Genomic DNA, 22,993 nt, shown 5'->3' on the forward strand with positions numbered 1-22,993 from the left:
ATTTTATGAAACCAAAATTTATAGTAATAGAAGGGCTAGAAGGTGCGGGTAAATCAACCGCTATTTCGTTATGCCAAGACTTTTTGAACAAACAAAAAATAGACTTCATTAACGTCCGCGAACCTGGCGGCACGCCATTGGCTGAATCGCTTCGTACGCTTGTAAAAGCAGAGCATGAAGAAGAAATTGCCTTTGAAACCGAGTTGCTTATTATGTATGCAGCTCGCTCGCAGCTAATGCACAATGTTATTACCCCAGCGCTTGATAAAGGCCAATGGGTACTTGCCGATCGTCATGATTTATCGTCTCAGGCGTATCAAGGTGGTGGGCGTGGTATTAGCTCAAATACATTAGCTTCACTTTCGTCAATGGTGTTAAAAGGCTTAAAGCCAGATTTAACTATTTACCTTGATATTGACCCAGTAATAGGCCTTGAGCGCGCAAAAGGACGTGGCGAGCTTGACCGTATTGAACAAGAAGCTATTGAGTTTTTTCAGCGTACACGCATGCGTTATGTTGAACTTGCAAATGACGACAATACAATTAAAACCGTTGATGCAAACCAAAGTATTGATAAAGTACATCGCGATATAACCAATGTACTGCATTCATTTTTTGAAGGCCTAAAATAATATGCCATTGCCTTGGCTACATGATACTCAAGCACGCTTAGCGAAAAGTTATCGCGCAGAGCGTTTTCATCATGCGCAATTATTTTGTGGGCCTGTTGGCGTAGGTAAGTTTGAGTTAAGTGATGAGCTTGGGAATGCTTTGTTATGCCAAAATATAGCTAAGCAGGTAGCTGCGCAAAACAGTATGCTAAAACCTTGCGGACAGTGTAAAAGCTGTTTACTTACCCTGGCTGGCACTCACCCCGACAAGCGTTTAACGCAAGTTGATGGGCAAAGTATTGGTGTAGATGATATTCGTGGTATTAGTGATTTTATGAATCACTCTGCAGCGCAAAATGGCAATAAAGTCGCGATAATCGAAAATTGCGAAAAAATGACCACAGCAGCAGCTAACGCATTATTAAAAACACTTGAAGAGCCAACTAATAGCCGCTTTTTAATATTAACTACAAGCCAACCAGAACAGCTCCCTGCAACTATTTTAAGTCGATGCGCTAAAAGTGACGTAAAAATAACTAATACAGCACTTGCTCAGCAATGGCTAGAGACATTAGATATTCCTAACTATAGTTGGTTAGCACTTTTTTATAACCAACCGCTGCAAGTAAAGCATTGGCAACAGCAAGACCAGCTAAAAAATATTGATACACTGTATAAGTTTGCAACTGAGTTTAAACAAAGCCATAATTTCAAAGCGTTAGTCGATATAATAAATAAACAGCCTGAACTTGTTCGTATATTTACTTTGTTTTTAAGCGTGCAACTAAAGCAGCAATTACTGCAAGGCATGAGTTTTGACGCTTATCAAAGTGCGCAAAATGCATTAGGCGAGTTTTTACAAAATAACACACAAGTACTTGGCCTTAATTTATCGCTTGCTGTATCACGATTAGCATACACATTGCGAAATTCTTAAAAGGATTAATCATGCAAGAACTACTAGTAGACATAGACGATTTAGACGAGTTATACCGTTGTTATATGCCTTACTTAAAAAAAGGTGGCTTATTTGTACGCACTAATATGCGTTACGAAGCAGGGCATTCATTAGCACTTAGAGTTACTTTGCCCGATGCCTTAGAAGATGACGTAGTGACAGGTAAAGTGTCGTGGATCACGCCACAAGGTGCACAAAGCTCTAATCCTCCAGGTATTGGTATTAGCTTTTTAGACGATAAAACAAACCTAAACGCTAAAATCGAAAAGCTCCTTGGGACTATGTTAAACTCAGGCGATCAAACATATACCATGTAGTTATAGGGTTGGTTTTTCATTGAGATTAACGCCGCCCTATATTGGGTTCTTTTAATTGCTAACATAATAAATTAAATGAACAAATTTAAACCCTGAACATAATACAGGCCTTATAGTGATTGTAGATTCTCATTGCCATTTAGACCGTCTTGATTTTGATAAACTAGACTTAAACCTTGACCAAGTTCTTGATAAAGCGCGTGCAAAGCAAATAGAGCACTTTTTATGTGTAAGCGTAACGCTTGATCAGTTTCCAAGCATGCTTGATAAAATTAAGCACTACGACGATGTTTCAGCCTCATGTGGTGTACATCCACTTGATCAAAAAGACGCCCTTAATAAACAGCAACTAATCGACTTAGCTTCACACGAAAAAGTTGTTGCTATTGGCGAAACGGGCCTTGATTACTACTATTCAAAAGATACTCACGCAGTGCAACAAGCAAGCTTTGTTGGGCATATTGAAGTCGCTAACGAATTACAAAAACCGTTAATTATTCATACTCGTGATGCCCGCGCCGATACCATTAATTTAATGCGTGAGCACAAGGCCGAAAACTGCGGTGGTGTACTACATTGCTTTACTGAAGATTGGGATATGGCTAAAAAAGCCATAGACATGGGCTTTTATATTTCTATTTCGGGCATTGTAACCTTTAAAAATGCTATTGAGCTAAAAGAAGTAGTAAAGCAAATACCGCTAGATAGACTACTAATAGAAACCGACTCGCCTTATTTAGCGCCGGTACCGTATCGTGGGCAAACAAATCAGCCAGCGTACGTAGAAGATGTTGCTTATTACATTAGCGAGCTTAAAGGCATTAGCTTTAATGAACTTGCTAAAGCGACTACCGAAAACTTTTATTCTTTATTTAAATTAGCAGCTAAAGGCTAAATACATGATTACTCACACGGCAAACCTTCCTATTTTACTAATGGGGCCAATGGTGCGCCGTGCAGAGCAAGCTGGAGTCTGTATTCAGTTTGCTACCTCCAAGCCTGCAAACTGCCAAATAAACTTATTAAATGTTGAGTGTTATAGCGATCAACACACTGTTTCTTTAGGGGAGCATTTATACCTGCATTTCGTTATTATAAAGCCAATAGACAATAAACTCCCTCTAGATAGCTTATTAAGCTATGAGCTTGTAATTGACGATACAGCAATCGATTTATCGCCTTGGTGCTATAGCAATCAAACAACGCCTGCATTTGTAATCCCCAACAAACTCAGTGATATTTTGCATGGCTCGTGCCGTAATGCACATCATCCAGCAAAAGATAGCTTGGTGTCTGCAAGTCACTGGCAAAATACTCAGCGCGGTAATAATAATCAAGGCGCACAGTTATTATTACTGAGCGGTGACCAGGTTTACGCCGATGATGTAGCAGGCCCCATGTTATTAGCTATTCATCAGTTAATTAAAGCGTTAGGTATTTATAAAGAGCAACCACTTGCCATTGAGCTACCGGGCGATATAAATGAGCAACTTTATAATCGCCATTTGTTTTTACCAAAAACGCCTTGGCAAAAACGCTCAAAGTTAGGTGTTGGTTACTGGCTAAAAAAAGACGAACCTCATTTTTCAAGCGTAAAAGCCTACAATCACCTTATCCATTTTGAAGAATATATAGCACTGTATTTATTGAATTTTAGTGCTGCTGCTTGGCAATGCGTTGATATACAAAACACAACGTATTCAGGTCAAAACAAGCAAAACAAAACTATTTTTGACGCTGAAAAAACAGCACTGATTGATTATGCAAAAGGCTTAAGTGAAGTAGAGCGATTGTTTGCCAATGTATCGACATTAATGATGTTTGACGATCACGATGTAACCGATGATTGGAACCTCACCGCTGGGTGGGAGCAAGCTATAAATGAAACCCCAAGTAGTAAACGGATCATCAATAACGGCTTAATTAGTTATTGGCTTTTTCAAGGAATGGGGAACGATGCACTAAATAAAACAGGCGAGTTACTAACACCTTTTAAGCAAAGCCGTACTGCTAATAATTTATGGCAGTTTAAAGCATTTGATAAACCACTAAACGATTTTAGTTTTTGGCATTATGAGTTAACTACAACCCCAAAAGTAGTAGTGCTAGATACACGTACGCACCGTTGGCGAAATGAGCAAAACTTTAATGAGCCTTCAGGTCTACTTGATTGGGAGCGCCTCACAGAGCTTGAAGAAAGCCTACTAAGCCACGACCAAGTTATTATTGTATCGCCAGCCCCTGTATTTGGTGTTAAATCAATAGAAGCCATTCAAGCTATGTTTAATATTTGCGGGCAACCTCTTATGGTTGACGTAGAAAACTGGATGGCGCACGAAGGCTCAGCCAAAAAGCTACTCGATACCTTTAGACGCACCGACACCCCAAACGAAACCCTTATTTTATCGGGTGATGTACATTACTCATTTTGCTTTTCGGTGCAAAAGCGTTTTGGCGATCATCCTAATCGAATTTGGCAACTTACCGCCAGCGGTATTAAAAATGAGTTCCCGCGTAAATTAATAAACATACTCGATAAACTAGATTCAATTCTATACGGCCCAAAAAGCCCATTAAACTTTTTTACCAAACGCTGGCACATGGAAGTAGATAAACACCAAACCATAGGTGAAGGGCAAAAATACTTAGTAAGCGACTCAGCTATTAGTTTAATAACACTAGAGCAGGGGAATTTAGCCCGATATCAACTTATACACGGTGAAGGACATTTAACTGAGTTCGATTTAGAACATAAGTAATAAGTTACTCATAAACGTAAAAGCGAAGTTTCTTATTACTTAAAAATGGATCCCACCACTGAGAGCACAGAGGCGCTTTGCGCTACACAGAGGAAATACTAGTAATGATTGGTCAGTACTCCTTTTCTTCTCAGTGTTCTCTGTGGTGATTTAATCAGTTGTTTACTAATGAATTCAAATGTTAAAGCGCAGTTTCTTATTACTTATAAATGGATCCCACCACTGAGAGCATAGAGGCGCTTTGCGCTACACAGAGGAAATACTAGTAATGGTTGGTCACTACTCCTTTTCTTCTCGGTGCTCTCTGTGGTGATTTAATTTCTTATATATTTTATTACTTATATTTTGTATTTAACTATGCTCTTTTCGGCTTCGTTTAGACGCAGGTAATTTACTACTTAATATTGCCAAGCATAAAATAGTCATAAACAACATTGAGTTTGCACCAGCTTGTAAAGAGTAATCTACCAACGAATGCAGCAGCATATCTATAATTGCAATGGCACAGCCAAAAGCAACGCCCTGAAACAATGCTGTTTTACGCTTTCGCATAGTCGCTATACATAACCATAAACAATAAAGTATAAGTGAGCCCAGTGCCGCTGTAGTGGGTATACCAAGCTCTACTGCAAACTGCACGTAATCGTTATGGGCGTTATCGTAGTAACCTGAATAAGGCTCAGACTGATACGCAGGAAACGCAGTATAAAATGTACCACCACCAGAGCCCAACAAAGGCTTATCTAAAATGAGGGGTATTGAATCACGTACAACTTCGTCACGGGTTTCTGATGAAATACTGGTTTCGCTTATACGCTGTTTAACTTTTTCTACATCAAATATAGCGCCGATAATAATTAAATCGATTATAAAAAAACTAACTATAAGTAGTTTAAACGCTTTAGGTTTTTGCCTGTAAATAAAAAACGCGAGTAAGCTAACAACCATTAATGCAATAAAAAATGCAGAGTTACCCATACGGCTACGGGTTAAAATTAACGCAACAATGATAATAATTAACGAAATACGTAAAATTATTTTTGAGCTTAAAAGTATTTCAGTCCACGCCCGAAGCGTTTGTTTTAATGTTTGTTTGTAATCGCTAGTAGAGCGCTTCAATTCACTAACTAAAACACCAATACCCAAACATAAACATAAAGCTAAAAAGTTAGCCAAAAAATTAGAGTAAGTAAACGTACCAATAGCACGGTCGGTATGCTTATAACCAAATAGTGGGCTAATAATATCAGGCGATAAATTTAAATAAGTGGCATATAAAGCCTGAAACACACCGGCACTTATAATTGCATATATTAAATTTTTAATACGCTTTTCAGTATTACAATAAATAAATAATAGCCAACAAAATAAAATCATAAAACTTGTTTTAATAAGCATTTGTTTGGTCTGAAAAGGGTCAAGGCTAATACTAAATATTTGTATAAAGCAAATTAAAACAACAACACCAAGAGCAACAAATAAAGGCCAGGAGTATAAAGGAGGGTAGAGGGGCTGCTTATTGTTTATAGCGCTATTAATTAAATGAATTAAAAAAGTAACACCAATCAACAAACCTATTGCCAAAATAGCCCAAGGGCGATAGCTACCTAAAGGAATAGGCAGCAAAAAAAGTATTGCACATAGCAAAATAAATATAAAACGGTTCAATTTAAACTCATAAAGTAAAAACGCAGCCAAAGGCTGCGTTTGTATTATATTTGAGAAGAGTGCTTAGTTACCAACTTCTGATATACCAGCATCACCACCAGTACCACCAGTACCTTGAGGTACAGTAGTTGTTGGTAAAACAACAACAGGAGGAGCTGCAGTTGGGGTATCATCAGTAGGACCCGCAGCAGTAGCTTCAGATGCAACTGTGGCATCTATACCAGCAGTAATTGCAGCAATAGTTACCGCATCACTATCAGAGCCAGCAGTTACTAAGGCTGCTAAAAAGTCAGAAATTAACGCATTATCGGCACCTAAAGAAGCAACAACTGCGTTAATTAATATATCAAGTTGTTCAGCGCTACACGAACCGTTTGCAATAGGCGAATCGAGGTCAATAGGACCCATATCTTGGCAAAATTGCTCAATAGCAGCAACTAACTCATTTTGTAGTTCCTCAGACGAAATATCATCCGGAGCATTATTTAAAATATTAAGTAAATTAGTAAGGCTGTCAGATTGTACTACAACATCAGAATCTGCTTGTGAGTAAACAGGTGAAACGGTAAAAGCCATTACACCTATTAATAAACTCTTTAAAAAAATTGATTTCATCTTGTGTCCCTTTAAGTGAGTATCTAATTACAGAATTTTAGCGTGTCTGCACAAAAAGTAAACTCTTTATTAACGTTATCACGGTTCTTGCCTGTAAGTACTTTAGAAGGCTCCATAATTAAATTACCTTGCACGCCATCACAGCCTAAATTTTCAAGCATTTTTAATGTTTCGGGCTTTTCAATTAAGCATGCCAAAACTTTAATACCAAAACCATGGCAGATATTATTAACGGTTTGAATAAAAAACTGGCTTTGAGAATTATCTAACAAGTCTTGAATGTAGCTTCCATCAATTTTTACATATTCAATATCAAGGCCTTGTAAATACCTAAACGACGTTAAACTTGTTCCAAAGTGCTCTATACACACGTTAATACCAATATCTTTAATTGCATCAATGTGCTTTGAAGCTATATGTACATTATAAAGTAAACTAATTTCATGTAATTCAAAAATGAGGTTAGTTTTAACAACGGGTTTCGTGTGCGCATAAAGCGTTAACCATTGTATAAAATCAGCTGAATATAAAGATGCCTTACTTACATTTAAGGCAAATACGTCATCAGGGTATTGTTCTTTTATATTTACAAAATTACGAATTATTTTTTTGTCTAATTCTTCAGTTAAATTAAGTTTTTCGGCCATAGCAAATAAATGGCCATTATTTACCTTTTCACCTTCATGGGTAAAGTGGGCAAAGGCCTCAAAGTAACACTGCTTGTTTTGAGAGTTAGCCCGTTTAACAGGCTGCACCGAAAAGCTAACCTCACCAGACTCAATAATCGATTGAATAAGTGTACGCCATTGTTTAACACTAAATAGCGTATCTTTATCTATTTTGTTAGTTTCTATTGTATCGCCAATAGTACTACCTGTATCTAAAGCAGATAAAACACTACCAATAGACGAGCCTTTATTAACTTCCAATATTGCAAAATTAGCAAACCCATTAACGTGTAAGCTATTTTTTTGTTTACTAAAAGCATCGGTAATTTCTAAACGGGTTCTGTTTAAAAACTGCGTATCGTAAGGAATCAGCGCAATAAAAGTACTACCATTTAGCCTAAATATTTTAGAGTTAGTTAGGTTGCCAATAATTTTAGTTAGAATAACGCTTACATCTTTTACATGGGCGTCACCATCTTGATAGCTAACACTTTGGTTTATATTTGTAAGTGAAGGTAGAGTAATCATCATTGCGGTAAGTGGAGCATCATTGGTTATAGTGTCCACAACCGAGCTAAAGTGATTTTCAAACAACTTTCGATTACCTAACCTAGTTAAAGAATCAATATAAACTTCTTCAGTTAAAGCTTGTGTTTGTTTAGTTAAAGAATCAAAAGTGCTTTGTAAGTTAATAACCATGTTGTTTATAGCTTTAGTTACAGTGCGTAGCTCTCGTGCAACAGGTATTTCTTCGTTTAATGTAAAGCGCTTACGAGTAACAAGTTGGGCCTGATGCTCAACTGCTTTTAAAGGCTTAAATACTTCGCGTAATATTAAAAAGGCAACTACAAGCGAGGCAATTAGTATTAAAAAAGAACCATAAAAGCTGCGTTTTGTATGCTCCCACAACGTAACATAAGACTGGCCAGTATGGCTTGTAACCTCAAGTATACCCGCCATAATCCAACCATTATTCAGTTCCGACTGCATAGTGGGTGTTTTTAAACTAGTTAAAGCAATAAACCAATTAGGCACAGATTCAACACGCTTAGGATTTTCCAGATCAAATACAACTTGGCTTTGTGAATTTGTAAATTTAATTTCTTTGTAGTAACCAGAATCAAAGATAGCGGTAGCCATTGTTTCAGCTATTACTAGGTTTTCTGGTTCTAAATAAGGCGAAATAGAAAGCCCTAAACTGGTAGCAGTATCTTGGGCATGGCTTCCCATTTGGGTTTGTAAATAATCGCGGGTGGTTTCAACATCTGTAATTACCCGAACCACAAATGAAACAACCGAAATAACGATTATTAAACCGTAAACTTGGGTTTTAAGGCTCAATCCATTTTTAAAAAGTCGAGACATAACTGGTAGTTCCTTTAATGTTACTTTTAATGGGAGCAAGCTCACCTTGTTCAATTCGCTCTAGCATAGTATTCCAAGCCGACACACCACTGCTATTTTTTACCTTATTGCCTAACCCTTTCGATTTTGCTAACCAAAGCCCTTGACCATTAAAACTGTAAATAGGCGTTAAATCGGGGCGTTTATTAGCGGGCAGCAGTTTAGTATTAAAGTTACCTAACACAAATGGGATTCTGTTTGGATCTTCAATGTATATAAGTACCATGTGGGGCTGGTTTACTGTGCGCTGTCGTACATACATTAAACGAATTTTATCTTCGGGGACGCCTAGTGCTATTAACGTAAAATATTTAGCAATCACGTAATCTTCGCAATCGCCCATGCCAACGCCTAAACTTTCTAGCGGGGTAGCCCAGTAATCTTTTTGTTGCCAAAGATCTTCATCGCTTTTGTATTTAATGTGTTTATTAAAAAAATCGTTAACAAGATGAATTTTTTTCCATTCGCTTTCATCAGCAGAGTCATCAATAAAGTTAAGCCAATCTTTAATTCGTTTATGACCTTCGTTACCATACTGTTGCTGTGCACGGGAAATAATATCGCTATTACGCAAATACAAAAGCATATCTTGCGCGCATACAAAAAACGAGACAATAAATAAAATGCAAAGCCCTAAGCGCACAAATGTTCCTTAAGTTGGTAATCCCTTATAAACGACATTAACCAGTATAGTATTATTACTTTAAAAAAGGTAGGCCATCAAAAAGAATGAGATGCTCCAATATGACTCACCCTAACCAATTTGGTGCAACATAAAATTAACAGAAAAATAATCTAAAAGTATGCTTTATTCATTGAGTCAAACATTATGGTGTGTATAATAATGCTAACACAAGGTATGTGAAGCACGTTATATGGAAGTTAACTTTGGTTTCTTCTTTATGTGTTTACAAAATCATAATGAAAGGAATTAAAGTGAAAGTTTTAAAAGCAGTTCTCCCTGTTGCCGGTCTTGGCACTCGTATGTTACCAGCCACAAAAGCCATTCCAAAAGAAATGCTGCCTCTGGTAGACAAACCACTTATTCAATACGTAGTTAACGAAGCTGTACAAGCAGGTATTAAAGAAATAATACTTGTAACTCACGCTTCAAAAAACTCAATCGAAAACCATTTTGATACTAGCTTTGAGCTAGAAGCCACACTAGAAGCACGTGTAAAGCGTAGCCTGCTAGAAGAAGTGCGCTCAATAGTACCAAAAGACGTAACTGTAATTTCGGTTCGTCAATCTGCTCCACTTGGTCTAGGCCATGCTGTTTTAGCGGCGCGCCCAATAGTAGGAAACAACCCATTCGCAGTAATGTTACCTGACGTAATTATTGACAAATATAAATCAAATCCAAAAATCGATAATTTAAGCCAAATGATAGACCGCTTCGACCAAACAGGCCACAACCAAGTAATGGTAGAGCCAGTGCCAAAAGAACAAGTACATCAATATGGTGTGGTTGACCTAGCGGGCATAAAAATTAAAGCGGGCGAAAATGCAATAATTAAAAACATGGTAGAAAAACCAAATACCGATGAAGCGCCAAGCAACCTAGCTATTACAGGCCGTTATGTTGTATCGCCTACTATTTGGGATTTACTAGAGTACACACCACCTGGTGCCGGTGGCGAAATACAACTTACCGATGCATTACTGCAATTACGCCATCTAGAAACACTTGAAGCGTACCATCTAAAAGGCCAGTCGCACGATTGTGGTTCTAAATTAGGCTATATGCTTGCAAACGTAGAATATGCAATGCAATCAAGCCATATGGGTGAAGAGTTTACTAAAGCAGTTAAAAAACTAGTTTCGTAACTTACTTAATTAAAGTGTATATCCAGAGCATATTTTATTCGAATAAATAAAGTGAAATAGGAAGGTAAATGTTCAAAAAGATTATTAAAGCCTTTCGATTCTTTAAGTTATGTTTTTACATAATAAAATCAAATAACAAAATAAAAGTAGAATCACCTAAAGTTGTTCAGTTAGATAGATATACCTCTTTAACTTGTAGTTACAATGGCTCTATTAAGTTTATAGGAAAATTTAATTGCCGACGATTTGTAAGTATTTCGAGCAATGGTGGTGAAATAGTATTTGGCGATGACGTGTTTTTAAATAACTATTCGTCAATTACTTGTCGGGGTAAAGTCCACATTGGTATGAATACTCTAATAGGCGAGTCAGTAAAAATATACGATCATGATCATGTTTTTTCAAAACAAGGTTTGATAAAAGATCAAGGATACAAAGTAGGGTCTGTTGTTATTGGAAAAAATGTGTGGATTGGTTCTAACGTAACAATATTACGGGATACAGTTATCGGTGATAATAGTGTAGTAGGCGCTGGTTGCGTGCTAAAAGGAATATACAAAGAAGGTAGTATTATTACAAGTAAAGCTGATACAACTGAATCAATTATAATTACAGAACATTAAGGGATAATAGCATGAAATATCTTGTAACTGGCGCCGCAGGTTTTATTGGCAACTTTGTCGCTGAGCGTTTATGCAAAGATGGCTACGAAGTAGTGGGGCTAGATAACCTAAACGATTATTACGATCCGGCATTAAAACATGCAAGACTTGAGCGTATTAAACACCTTACGCAATTTCGTTTTGTAAAAATGGATTTAGCCGACAGAGACGGCATAGCCAACTTATTTAAGGATGAAAAGTTTGACCGCGTAATACATCTAGCAGCGCAAGCTGGCGTGCGTTATTCAATAGAAAACCCAATGGCGTATATCGATTCTAATTTAGTGGGAACAGCTACTATTTTAGAAGGGTGTCGCCATAATAAAGTACAGCATTTAGTATATGCATCATCAAGCTCTGTATATGGCATGAACGAAAAAATGCCATTTTCGACAGACGATGCGGTAGACCATCCGGTATCGCTTTATGCGGCAACTAAAAAATCAAATGAGTTGATGGCACATAGCTATAGCCACCTATACGACCTGCCAACAACTGGGTTACGCTTTTTTACAGTGTATGGTCCTTGGGGTCGCCCCGATATGGCCCCTTACTTATTTACCGATGCAATATTAAATAACCGAGAAATTAAAGTATTTAATAGCGGAAAAATGAAACGCGACTTTACCTACATAGACGACATTGTAGAGGGCATAATTCGCATTCAAGACGTAGTTCCAGAAAGAGACCTGTCAAATAGTAATACCTCGCCAGAGTCGAGTAAAGCACCATACCGTGTATTTAATATTGGTAACAACGAACCCATTGCATTAATGACTTTTATTGAATCTATCGAAAAAGCAGCAGGCAAAATAGCCGACAAAAATTACATGCCAATGCAAGCAGGTGACGTACCAGCAACATTCGCAGATATAGATAGCCTACAAAAAGAAGTTGGCTTTAAACCTAATACAAACATTGATTATGGTATGCAACAGTTTGTTGATTGGTACAAAGATTATAATAAGAAGGGTTAACTGTGGACTTAACAATAGGCATAACTTGCTGGAATGCTGAAGATACAATAACAAGAGCACTCGATAGTGTTTCTAGTTTAACTGATGTTGATTACGAATATGAGGTAATTATTGTTGATGATGCATCAAGTGACGATACAGCTAAAGTGGTTGAGCAATATATTACAAATAAGAATCTTAGTAATTTTTCGTTTTTTAAATTACCAGTGAACAAAGGTGTAGCTGGAGCGAGAAATGAAATACTAAAAAATGCAAATGGTGAGTATTTTGCTTTCCTAGATGATGATGATGAATGGTTACCTTCAAGATACTATGAGCAGAAAAAAACTTTATTAATTACAGAGCAAAAATACGAGTTTGTTCTATGTTATGGAGGAAGAATACAGAAACATTTAGACGGCTCTGTCGAACATAAAACTCCTTTAGGATACCCAGAAATAGTTGGAGGTAAAATATTAAAAAACTTTTTTATTTCAGGAGATAAATTTGATAACAATAGTTTGAATCCGGCTGGAACCTGCGTTTTATTTTCACGCTTATCTACACTTAAAAGGTTAAGTGGCTTTGATGAGTCATTTCGAAGAATGGAGGATGTTGATTTGGTTATCCGTCACTCAGATGCTGGCGGTGTTTGTGTCGGCACTGATGTCGAAGTTATCAAACAAAACCTAACATTGTCGGAAGATAAAGGCTTCGATAAAGAAATTTTCTATCGTAAAAAACTTATACAAAAACATATTTCAGCATTTAGTATCCGATACATATACTCAATAATAAAAATGCATAAATCAGTAGCTTTTAGGAGTGGAAAAGTTATTCAATCAAAAGTCTACCTATTAATTTCTTTCTTTTTTTCGTTAGAAAACCTTAAATATAACTTGAATAAAATATCTATGAAATTTAAAAGTAATGAATAAAACAGTAAATAGCAGTAAATGGGCTTTTTTGAATAGTAGCTCACAGCAAATAATAGGTTTTTTATTTTTTGGTGGCATGACATATTTACTGTCTCCAGAATTTTTTGGTGTATACGCTATAGGCTTGATTTTTTCTGAGATACTTTGCCAATTAGTTCGCTTAGGACTATCAGCTAATTTAATTAATAGAAAGAAGAATGTAAGTATTGCATTAAATAATGCTTTTTATAGTACATTATTAATCGGTATTTTAGTGAGTGTTGCGTTTTACTACTCAGCTAGTCTTATTTCATCTTATTTTGAGATCTCTGAATACCTGCTAGTTATTCAAATAATGTCTATCATACCTTTAATTTTTTCATTAGGTAGCGTTCCTGATGCTCAATTGCAAAGAAAATTTTTGTATAAAAAAATCGCTTTTGCCACATTTTTAGCAAGTTTAGTGTCTTGTTTGATTGCAGTGGTTGTTGCATTTACAGAGCTTTCAGAGCTTGCTTTTGCATTTCAAAAAGTTATTTACGAGTTTATTATGTTAATCATTATTTGGAATTCAATTAAATGGCGACCAAGTTTTTTGATTAATACCTCTATTTTAAAAGATCAACTTAGAGTCGGTATTCCATTACTGGTTGCAGGGTTGACCAACGTTGCAGTAAATAAATTAAAAGATATATTTATTGCATCTGTACTAGGTCCAGCTGCATTAGGCCTCTATAGGCTTGCAATTAAGTTACAAGATTTTGTTGTGAAACTCACATTAGGCCCAATTACAGCTATTGCTATTCCTAGTTTGGCTAGAGTAAAAAAGGGCGATTTTAAAGGTACTTTATCTTCATTTATTAAATGGATGGCTATTTTGTCATTTCCTGTTTTTGGTGGCTTGGCAATAACTTCTACTGACTTGTTGAGTGTTTTATTTAAAGATGAATGGAAAGATTCAGCTTTAGCTTTGCAAATGTTATGTATATTAGGTGCTTTATCGATATATATTCATATGTTTAAGCCTGTTTTTAGTGTTTTAGAGCGAGGCGGGATTCTTGTAAAATTAAGGGTAATACATTTTTTCATATTGATCGCATTATTATACAGCACATCTAAATACGGTATCTTTTATATCGTACTTTCAGAAATACTAGTAACCATAATTCTAACTTTTTTAGGTTTGCTTTTACTATCAAAAGCATTAAATGAAAACTACTTTGACTTGATTTTTAGTATAAAATCAGCAGCTATATCAACTGGTTTGATGTTATTTGTTTTATTTTTTATTAATTACTTTGCAGATAATTATTTAATGATTAATCCTTTAATTTCATTGATTTTGTTTTCTCTGCTCGGTCTTTTTATATATGCATTATCAATGAAGGTTTTCTTTGATAGAGACTTTGCTGTAATAGTAAATTATATTAGATCTAGTAAGTTAGGGTTTATCTTTAAGAAGTTTTTTTAAATTAAGAGTTTATTTATTAGATTAACGCTTAATAGTTTATTGTAATTGTAAATAATATAAGAGCAGTGCTTTAACTATAAATAAACTCCAGAATATTTTTTAATGTAAGTATCTAAATATTTTATCAGAGCATTAAAGAGTGGTTCATAATAAGGTTTCTAGGGGAAGCATATGAAGTTATTAACACTTCAGTTTTTAAGAGGCTGGGCATCTATAATTGTTGTTGCCTACCATGTTCATGGTTTAATTATTAAACGACACATTGAGTTAGGTGCAGAGCATTCTTTTTGGCTTGCAGAAAATCAGTTTGTAAAGATAGGGGCAATAGGGGTAGACATATTTTTTATATTGTCTGGCTTTATTATTTTTTACACCTCAAGAAATACAAATGATATAGGTTTATATCTTAAAAAAAGAATTGTCAGAATATATCCTATTTGGTTTGTCGCTATATTTTTTATGAGTGTATTAGCTTTACTGCCTGGATCTTCAGCTGTGTTTGACGGGCTGCATGTGTTTTATTCATTATTATTAATTCCACATGTTTACGAAGGGGCGATTGTTCCTTTTTTAAAAGTTGGTTGGACTTTAAATTATGAAATTATATTTTATATGTTATTTGCTCCCACATTATTGTTTGCTGCGTCAAAAAGATTAGAAGTAATTACTGTTTTCATAACGTTACTTTCTATATTTGCACATTTAACTGACTTAAATTTAGCCATTGTAACCTTATTAAAAAATCCAGTCTTATTTGAGTTTGTGATAGGTGGTTGGCTTGCGAAACTATATTTGTCGGGCTACAGAATATCTAAAAATATTATGCTTGCAGTGGTTACATTTGGGTGCTTATGGTTATCTATGTACTTCACAACATCCTATTTATGGGAGTACACGTCTTTAATATCAAGAGCACCTATAGCATTGTCTGTTTTTATTGTGGCAGTACTTTACACACCAATAAAAGATATGAAAATTCATAAGTCATTTGTTTACTTAGGTGATGCCTCTTATTCAATATATTTATTTCATATGTTTCCTATTATGATTATAAGTGGGATTTTGGGACGAAATTTAATCCCTCAAATACAACATATACCAATAGTATTTACTTGGTTTGGTATTACTTTAATTAGTGTGCTATTTGGCTGTTTTATTTATAATATTATCGAAAAAAACATCAACATTAGGTTAAGGGAATATATAACTAAATGAAAATTTTAATGCTTACATGTCAATACATGCCAGATGTATTTGGTGGTGCTGAAAAACAATGCGGGCGAGTTTCTAAAGGAATTCAAACTGAAGGTGTTAGTGTACATATATTAACATCACGCCAAAAGTTAAAAGGCAAAGCAAATGATGTAATGAACGATGTGCCTGTAACGCGTTTATATTCGCCAATAGCCCCTGACTTACTTGGTCGCTGGTTACCCTTTTCGGTATATTGGTTAATGCGGGTATTAATTTGGAGTATGTTTAATAATAAAAGCTTTGATGTAATACATTGTCATCAAGGTAAATTTGGTGCATTTGTGGGTTGCTGCTTGGCGCGCTTATTTAAAAAGCCAATATTAATTAAGGTAGGTAACTCTGACAAGTTCATGGATTTCAAAGCATTAAAAGCTAAAAAAGTTATTGGGCCAATAATGGCTGACTTTGTATTAATAACTAACCCGACGGTAGTCGCAATATCGGGTGTTATCGCACAAAACTGTAAAGAGTTTGGCTTTAAAAATATTATTAATATACCAAACAGTATTGATAAAAGCTTAATTAACACTGACAACCCAATTTTAAATGATAAAAATGATTCTGTAATAAATCTTTTTTACCATGGTAGGTTAGAGCAAATTAAAAAAGTAGATGTGCTAATGGAGGCGTTTACACTACTAACTAAAAAGCATGACCAAGTGCATTTTCATTTAATAGGTAGTGGTAGTGCACTACCTGCAGCAAAAAAATATATTGAAGCAAATAACTTGCAAAGCAAAATAACATTTTATGGTGAGGTTAATGACCCAGTAAACTTTATTAAGCAATTTGATATTTTTGTGAACGCATCGGAGGCTGAAGGGTTTTCGAACTCATTACTTGAGGCTTTATTAGCTGGAAAAGTATTAGTGTCGACACCTGTAAGTGGGGCAAGCGATGCTATTTTTACAGATAAAAACGGTTATATTGCTACAGGTTTTAGTGCAGCTGAAATTGCTAAAAGTACAGAAGATGGCATTGCATTACATTATAAAAATAGTGGTGAAGTTCAGGTTTTTTCTGAGCAATTAATAGCATCTAACTTTACAGTAGATGTAATAGCAAAAGAATACGTAAAGCTTTATAAAAAATTACTTGGAGCTTCATAGATGAAGGTTTTAATAGGGATGACGCGTTCGGATACTATTGTATCTGGTTCATTTAAACATATTTGCCAAATAGGCGAAAAGTTTAGAGACGAAGGTGCAGAAGTTGTATACGCACTAGGTGGCAACGGCGATGCTATAACTAAATTGCGATCGGCTGGCTTTAAAGTGCATGCTTTAACTAATTTAAAAAGGGATTTAAGCCCACTGAGCGACATTTTGTCATTGTTAAAATTAATATGGCTAATTATTTCAGAAAATCCACAAGTTTGTTCTTGGCATACGGCTAAAATAGGTGCGCTTGGGCGTATAGCTGCAATGCTTACTTTTAAACGCTCTTATTATGTACCTCATGGCGTGCCTTTTGTTAATACACCCGAAAATAAAGGCTTTAAAAAATATGAGCGACTTGAAAAGTTGCTATCGTATTTACCTTCAAAAATTATAGGCGTTTGCGAGTTTGATAAAAACGAGTATTTACGAATAGGCGTGCCCGACAAAAAGTTGTTAGTGATACGCAACGGTATGCTTGGTAAATTTAACGATACGCGGGAGCTAACCGACAAGCCCGTTAATTTTATTACCGCAGCTCGTTTTGAAGAACAAAAAGACTACATTACGCTTGCTCAAGCATGTAGCTCTTTATTAAGCCAAGGTAAACTGTTTACTTTAAGTATATACGGCGATGGCCAGTACGAAGCTAAAGTAAAACAGTTGTTTGCTCACTTTCCTGAAGGGGTAATAAACTTTTGTGGCGTGGTTGACAACTTTGCCGAAAAACTTACTCAAGCTGACGTATTTATACTCTCTAGCTTTTGGGAAGGCTTACCACGAAGTATTATTGAAGCTATGGCATGTAAAAAAGCGGTAATTGCATCTGATGTTGGTGGCTGCTCTGAGTTGATAATAGAGGGTGAGTCAGGCTATTTAATCCCTATTCGTGATGCATCTACAATGGCTATTGCTATGAGTAACTACATTAATAATAAAGCTAATACAGTGTCACATGGTGATGCTGCTTACACGTTATATAAACAAAAATACTCGCTACCTGTAATGCTAGAGAGCTACGCAAAACAATATGGTGTAATAAAAAGAGGTGTTAATAATTAATATGCCAATTAAATTATCACTAATATGCCCTGTTTATAAAGTAGCTGAATTTATACCTGATTTAATGCAAAGCTTACTTCAGGGCGCCAATAGCGACCAAGTTGAGGTTATTTTTGTTGATGACTGCTGCCCTGAAAATTCAATAAGCCTGTGCGAAAGCTTTATTTTAGAGCATAAATCAGTCATAAAATTTAATTCAACCATAATTAAGCAACAAGTTAATAAAGGCCAAGCTGCTGCCCGTAATGCTGCTTTATTAATTGCTAAAGGTGAGTACATTGGTTTTATAGATTCTGACGATGCAATTGCCTCCAATTATTGGGGTGTACTGTCATCTTATGTAACAGATGGAACAAAGGATATAATTGAATTCGCTTTTGAAGAGTTTAGCTCTGCTTTACCGTTAGGTGTTAGTAATGAAGTTATTGAGAGTGAATCCACAAATACTGCATTATTTAATACCGGCTTTTTTGTTTGGACACGGTTATATAAAAAAGAAATGCTCAAAGGGCTTAAATTTCCTGAAGGTGTAATCTATGAAGATATTTATTACAACATTCATGCATTTTCTATGGCTAAATCAATATTGAAGCTTTCTAATACTCTCGTTTATTATCGAAAAAGGGCGGGTTCAACAACCAGCGGTAGAACATCATCGTACTCTAATTTATTGCTTAATATGACGAATGCAGTTATAGCAACATTAAATAGCTTTGATAATAAAGAAGAGGTTGTTGCTCAAGTTGCAAGATACTCTCTGCTAGTAAGTTTAAAGGGATATACGATTAAAGACCGCTTAGATCGAAAATTGTTTTTTAAAAACTGCAAACATATAAACGGAGCTTTTAAAGATACTTTTAACAAATACAGTAATTCGCTGGTAGCAAAGCTTAAGTTTACAGCTTCTAGTTCTATTTGTTATGTGGGAAGGTTTTTTTAATGAATTTATCGCAAATAAAAATTTTGGTTAAGTCTGATTTATATAGGTACACGAAAAAAACAAACAAAAAAACATTTATTAAATACTTAATAAATAACTGCTACTTTAGATTTCAAGTGTATTTAAGGATGTCTAAAATAAACGGTACTATATTACCTTTTGTATTTAGGTTATTTAAAGCAGGCTTGGGGAAAAAAGTTAATATCCAGCTAAATTATAATGTACCTATAGGCTACGGTTTGTACATACCCCACGGTAATGTTGTTGTTAACTCTCAAGCAACAATAGGAAACAACTGCAGTTTGTTACAGTTTGTATCTATTGGTGCAATACATAATGGTAAGTCTGCAACTATTGGTAATAACGTTTATGTAGGACCCAATGTAAATTTGGTTGGTGATATTCGCGTTGGCGATAATTCTGTTTTGGGTGCAGGCGCTGTAGCAGTAAAAAGCATCAACAGTAATAAAGTTGTTGTTGGTGCACCTTGTAAGGTTATTAAAGATGTAATTGATATAAACATGTACTGCGATAACTTATGTGATGATACTTGGGCAAGGAAGCTATAAAAATGCAAAAAATAGTACACATTACCAATGATTTACAGCGTTTAGGCGGCGTGCAGCGCTTGCTTGTTGATTTAATGACGCTACAAAACAATGACTTTAAGTTTGAAGTGATTTTAACACGTGGTAAAAATGAATATATTGATGAGTTAAAAGCTTTAGGGGTAGAGGTTTTTCATAAACGTGACTTGGGCTTCTTTGGTGTTATAAAACGCTTAAATGCAGCGGATTTAGTGCATACCCATTTATACCCATCAATCTATATTGCGTACTTTACAAATACGCCAACAATAGTTACAGAACATAACCCACATTACAGGCGCCGAGATTTACTCTTTATAAAAACACTTGAAAGTATTATTTATAAAAAATTTAAAAAAATAATTTGTATATCTGAAGGCGTTAAAACTAAGTTTTTAGAAAGCATTAAAGCCAGTATATCAAAAGCCTATGTTATAAATAATGGCGTTAATTTAGAGCGGTTTTCTCAAACTGCTAAAACACTGAGTGCTGACGCTAAAGTGATTAACATAGGTATGGTTGGTCGTTTTGCACCACAAAAAGATATAAAAACCTTACTAAAATTGATGACTCTGCTTGACGACCGGTTTGTACTTAATTTAGCGGGCGATGGCGAACTAAGGTCTGAGTACGAAGCTTACGCTTTAAGCTTAGGAATAAACAATAAAGTTAAATTTTTAGGCCAAGTTAACGATATACCTACTTTTCTAAACTCACTAGATATATATGTACAATCTTCTCATTGGGAAGGGTTTGGCATTGCAGTAGTCGAAGCTATGGCAGCGGGATTACCTACATTTGCAACTAATGTTGAAGGTTTAAATCATGTTGTTGACCAAAACTCATTATTTGAGGTAGGAGATAAAAAGAGCCTTGCATTTAAAATTGAGGGGTTGGTTAATGACGCTGAGCGATTTAGCCATGCCTCTCAGTTGTCTATAGTACGTGCTAAAAAGTTTTCGATTCAACAAACCGCTATAGAGCATTCAAAAGTGTACGCTAGTTTAATGGAACTAAACTAATGCAGCTGTTTAACTTCAAGTATTCCAGAACAGAAATGATTGGCTTTATAGTTGTTTGTTCAATTTTGCCTTTATATTTGTCGATGTTTAGATACGGCATCTTTGGCGCTCTAGTACGCCTTTCTGATTTGCTATTATTATCATTAGTTGCAATTAAATTATTAACTACACCAAAAGTTTTTTATAATTTTGCCCAGGTGAAAATTATCCCAGTATGGTTATATATCGGCTATATTTTGACTAATGGGGTGTATAACGACAATCTGTCGGCGTCAATAAAGGAGTGTATACAGCTTTTATGGATAATGACGTATTTTATAATTGCTTCATCATATGCAAAGAAAAATAGTCGACTATTTCTTGAGTTAACAATTATTTTTTTAATTATATCTGCAACATACACGATGCTTTATCATTTTTCTGAAGGACATTTAACGCGTTATAAATCAGCTAATGATGGAAAGTATGCGTTTGGCTTGCTCTCATTACTTTTATTACTAAAGTCGAGTATGTTTTCTGACCGCCAAGCTTTTAAAGTGTTTTTAATAAGCCTGGTACCTCTTTTTATGTCTATGGAACGTAAAGGAATATTTGGCGTTATTTTAATTTTTATTTTATTAGGTGTTATAAAATTAATAAAAGTTAAACCTAGTCTTGGAGAGATGAAGTTATTGCTGTTTAGTGGTTTTTTAATTACTGGAGGTATGCTGTATCTTTTTGATATTTCCACTTATATTGACTATAAAATTTATCAAAGTAACTTTTTAGATGAAGGGATCGCACTTTACACTTCCAATGTTCACCGAGAAAACCTACTTGTTAATGCATATCAAATAATTAGCGAACATCCACTATTGGGGGTAGGTTCTGACCAAATTACTTACTATATGTTTGACTATTATTGGGACGAACGTTTAATTAATGGGGCGCATAATTTTTACCTTGATATGCTTGTTCAATATGGTGCAATAGGATTATTACTTTTATTGTCCTGGTCCTTTTATATTATGTATTCATGCTATAAAAGTGGTCGATATTACAAGGAGTTATTTTTATTTTATGCTTACTGTATATTTGTTGTAACTTTTATGGCGGTAGGTCAAGCTGTTATGTTGGTTTTTTTTATGCCTTTCCTAAACCCTAATATGTTTTTAAATCATGATTAATTCAATTCAATACTTAAGAGGAATTGCTGCTATTTTAGTTGTTTACTATCATGCAACTATAAAATCAGTACAAAATAACTTACCAGATGCTGAAGTTTTTAGTTTTGGGCAAGCTGGAGTGGACCTTTTTTTTATTATCTCAGGATTTATAATATGCTTTTCAACAGACAAACATAGTTTTTCTGCGGTTAAATTTTTAAAATCTCGTATTTTAAGAATAATCCCACTTTATTGGTTTTTTACCTTGTTAGCATTGGCTGTTTTTATAGCTTTACCAGATCTAGTTAATAGTAGTGGTGGTGAAACCGTGGTCTTTAAATCATTTTTCTTACTGCCAACAGACGATAAATACCTGGTACGAAATGGGTGGACGTTGAGCTATGAGTTTTATTTTTATTTTATATTTGCTTTGTTTGCTATCCTTTTTGAAAAAAGAAACATTGTATTTTTACCACTAATATTGCTGGCAGCGCTTGGTTACATATTTTCAATAGACTTTTATTTCGACAACTATTTGCTAGAATTTGCAATGGGAGTTATTTCTTATAATATTTTCAAATATAAACTACCTGTTAGATATGATTTTTACTTGGTTTTTATAATTTCATTACTATTATGCTTAATATACTTATATGATTTTAAATCAAAAGTTATTTATTACGGCATCCAAATGTGGTTCATATTCCAAGGCTCTCTTTTATTAGAGCGAGTCGCTAAGCCTATAAAACTATTAGAAGGGCTTAAAAGGCTTCTGTATAAGTTAGGTGACTCTTCTTACTCTTTGTATCTTTCGCATGCTTTTTCATTGGTAATTATTAACAAATTGGTTATGTACTTTTTTCCTACAGTCAATAAAGAAGTGTATTTATTTGTACTTACATCTGGGTCTATTATCGTCGGCCACTTTGTGTACATTTTTGTTGAGCTGAAGATTAACTTATATTGTAAGCGTCTATTTAATAAAAAATAACA

Annotated in this window: 22 protein-coding genes; 18 read left to right on the forward strand and 4 right to left on the reverse strand. The window is 35.1% G+C overall.

All coding sequences use genetic code 11. From position 1 onward, the window contains the following. Positions 1 to 5 precede the first annotated feature (5 nt). The 5 genes from tmk (at position 6) to JG479_RS06500 (ending at position 4,645) form a co-directional block, all read left to right on the forward strand. Entirely contained in the window at positions 6 to 632 is a 627-nt protein-coding gene (gene tmk / locus JG479_RS06480; protein WP_002962371.1) for a dTMP kinase, read from the forward strand. Position 633: 1 nt separating this feature from the next. Continuing rightward, complete coding sequence (locus JG479_RS06485) at positions 634 to 1,548, forward strand: DNA polymerase III subunit (RefSeq protein ID WP_200220155.1); 915 nt, start codon at positions 634 to 636, stop codon at positions 1,546 to 1,548. Positions 1,549 to 1,559: 11 nt separating this feature from the next. Then, positions 1,560 to 1,886, forward strand: coding sequence for a PilZ domain-containing protein (locus JG479_RS06490; RefSeq protein WP_002962367.1), 327 nt, complete (start codon positions 1,560 to 1,562; stop codon positions 1,884 to 1,886). A gap of 115 nt (positions 1,887 to 2,001) precedes the next feature. Further along, positions 2,002 to 2,781: a TatD family hydrolase gene (locus JG479_RS06495; RefSeq protein WP_007585741.1), complete on the forward strand. Its 780-nt coding sequence runs from the start codon at positions 2,002 to 2,004 to the stop codon at positions 2,779 to 2,781. A gap of 4 nt (positions 2,782 to 2,785) precedes the next feature. Beyond that, positions 2,786 to 4,645: an alkaline phosphatase D family protein gene (locus JG479_RS06500; protein ID WP_200220156.1), complete on the forward strand. Its 1,860-nt coding sequence runs from the start codon at positions 2,786 to 2,788 to the stop codon at positions 4,643 to 4,645. A gap of 351 nt (positions 4,646 to 4,996) precedes the next feature. Here the strand turns inward: JG479_RS06500 and JG479_RS06505 are convergent, their stop codons facing one another. The 4 genes from JG479_RS06505 to JG479_RS06520 all read right to left on the reverse strand — a co-directional run bounded on the left by JG479_RS06505 (position 4,997) and on the right by JG479_RS06520 (position 9,643). Continuing rightward, the gene (locus tag JG479_RS06505) at positions 4,997 to 6,313 is read right to left on the reverse strand and encodes an O-antigen ligase family protein (protein ID WP_200220157.1); all 1,317 of its coding nucleotides are present in this window, start codon (positions 6,311 to 6,313) and stop codon (positions 4,997 to 4,999) included. Positions 6,314 to 6,376: 63 nt separating this feature from the next. After that, on the reverse strand, positions 6,377 to 6,928 hold the full coding sequence (locus JG479_RS06510; protein WP_200220158.1) for a hypothetical protein: 552 nt from the start codon (positions 6,926 to 6,928) through the stop codon (positions 6,377 to 6,379). A 23-nt stretch (positions 6,929 to 6,951) separates the two neighbouring features. After that, positions 6,952 to 8,961 carry a bifunctional diguanylate cyclase/phosphodiesterase gene (locus JG479_RS06515; protein WP_200220159.1) on the reverse strand — a complete coding sequence of 670 codons (2,010 nt, stop codon included), beginning with the start codon at positions 8,959 to 8,961 and terminating at the stop codon, positions 6,952 to 6,954. Continuing rightward, positions 8,945 to 9,643 carry a transglutaminase-like cysteine peptidase gene (locus tag JG479_RS06520; RefSeq protein ID WP_200220160.1) on the reverse strand — a complete coding sequence of 233 codons (699 nt, stop codon included), beginning with the start codon at positions 9,641 to 9,643 and terminating at the stop codon, positions 8,945 to 8,947. Before JG479_RS06520 ends, JG479_RS06515 begins: the two co-directional genes overlap by 17 nt. Positions 9,644 to 9,936: 293 nt before the next feature. On the opposite strand from JG479_RS06520, the gene galU reads away from it, so the two are divergent. The 13 genes from galU (at position 9,937) to JG479_RS06585 (ending at position 22,991) form a co-directional block, all read left to right on the forward strand. Next, the gene (gene galU, locus JG479_RS06525; RefSeq protein WP_200220161.1) at positions 9,937 to 10,827 is read left to right on the forward strand and encodes a UTP--glucose-1-phosphate uridylyltransferase GalU; all 891 of its coding nucleotides are present in this window, start codon (positions 9,937 to 9,939) and stop codon (positions 10,825 to 10,827) included. A gap of 68 nt (positions 10,828 to 10,895) precedes the next feature. Beyond that, a complete protein-coding gene (locus tag JG479_RS06530; RefSeq protein WP_200220162.1) occupies positions 10,896 to 11,450 on the forward strand; it encodes an acyltransferase in 555 nt (184 codons plus the stop codon). 11 nt (positions 11,451 to 11,461) lie between these two features. Then, entirely contained in the window at positions 11,462 to 12,466 is a 1,005-nt protein-coding gene (locus JG479_RS06535) for an NAD-dependent epimerase (protein ID WP_200220163.1), read from the forward strand. Positions 12,467 to 12,468: 2 nt separating this feature from the next. After that, complete coding sequence (locus tag JG479_RS06540) at positions 12,469 to 13,383, forward strand: glycosyltransferase family 2 protein (protein WP_200220164.1); 915 nt, start codon at positions 12,469 to 12,471, stop codon at positions 13,381 to 13,383. After that, on the forward strand, positions 13,376 to 14,833 hold the full coding sequence (locus JG479_RS06545; RefSeq protein WP_200220165.1) for an oligosaccharide flippase family protein: 1,458 nt from the start codon (positions 13,376 to 13,378) through the stop codon (positions 14,831 to 14,833). The genes JG479_RS06540 and JG479_RS06545 overlap by 8 nt, the downstream gene beginning before the upstream one ends. Before the next feature lie 171 nt (positions 14,834 to 15,004). Next, entirely contained in the window at positions 15,005 to 16,048 is a 1,044-nt protein-coding gene (locus JG479_RS06550) for an acyltransferase family protein (protein WP_200220166.1), read from the forward strand. Continuing rightward, complete coding sequence (locus JG479_RS06555) at positions 16,045 to 17,196, forward strand: glycosyltransferase family 4 protein (protein ID WP_200220167.1); 1,152 nt, start codon at positions 16,045 to 16,047, stop codon at positions 17,194 to 17,196. Before JG479_RS06550 ends, JG479_RS06555 begins: the two co-directional genes overlap by 4 nt. Beyond that, on the forward strand, positions 17,197 to 18,306 hold the full coding sequence (locus JG479_RS06560) for a glycosyltransferase family 4 protein (RefSeq protein WP_200220168.1): 1,110 nt from the start codon (positions 17,197 to 17,199) through the stop codon (positions 18,304 to 18,306). Between the two features lies 1 nt (position 18,307). Then, on the forward strand, positions 18,308 to 19,246 hold the full coding sequence (locus tag JG479_RS06565; RefSeq protein WP_200220169.1) for a glycosyltransferase family 2 protein: 939 nt from the start codon (positions 18,308 to 18,310) through the stop codon (positions 19,244 to 19,246). Continuing rightward, on the forward strand, positions 19,246 to 19,815 hold the full coding sequence (locus JG479_RS06570) for a hypothetical protein (protein WP_200220170.1): 570 nt from the start codon (positions 19,246 to 19,248) through the stop codon (positions 19,813 to 19,815). The genes JG479_RS06565 and JG479_RS06570 overlap by 1 nt, the downstream gene beginning before the upstream one ends. Before the next feature lie 2 nt (positions 19,816 to 19,817). Then, a complete protein-coding gene (locus JG479_RS06575) occupies positions 19,818 to 20,855 on the forward strand; it encodes a glycosyltransferase (protein WP_200220171.1) in 1,038 nt (345 codons plus the stop codon). Further along, entirely contained in the window at positions 20,855 to 22,021 is a 1,167-nt protein-coding gene (locus JG479_RS06580) for an O-antigen ligase family protein (protein WP_200220172.1), read from the forward strand. The genes JG479_RS06575 and JG479_RS06580 overlap by 1 nt, the downstream gene beginning before the upstream one ends. Beyond that, the gene (locus JG479_RS06585; RefSeq protein ID WP_200220173.1) at positions 22,014 to 22,991 is read left to right on the forward strand and encodes an acyltransferase family protein; all 978 of its coding nucleotides are present in this window, start codon (positions 22,014 to 22,016) and stop codon (positions 22,989 to 22,991) included. The genes JG479_RS06580 and JG479_RS06585 overlap by 8 nt, the downstream gene beginning before the upstream one ends. Positions 22,992 to 22,993 lie beyond the last annotated feature (2 nt).

Source organism: Pseudoalteromonas sp. LC2018020214, assembly GCF_016598755.1.
In the GTDB taxonomy this organism is placed as follows: domain Bacteria; phylum Pseudomonadota; class Gammaproteobacteria; order Enterobacterales; family Alteromonadaceae; genus Pseudoalteromonas; species Pseudoalteromonas distincta.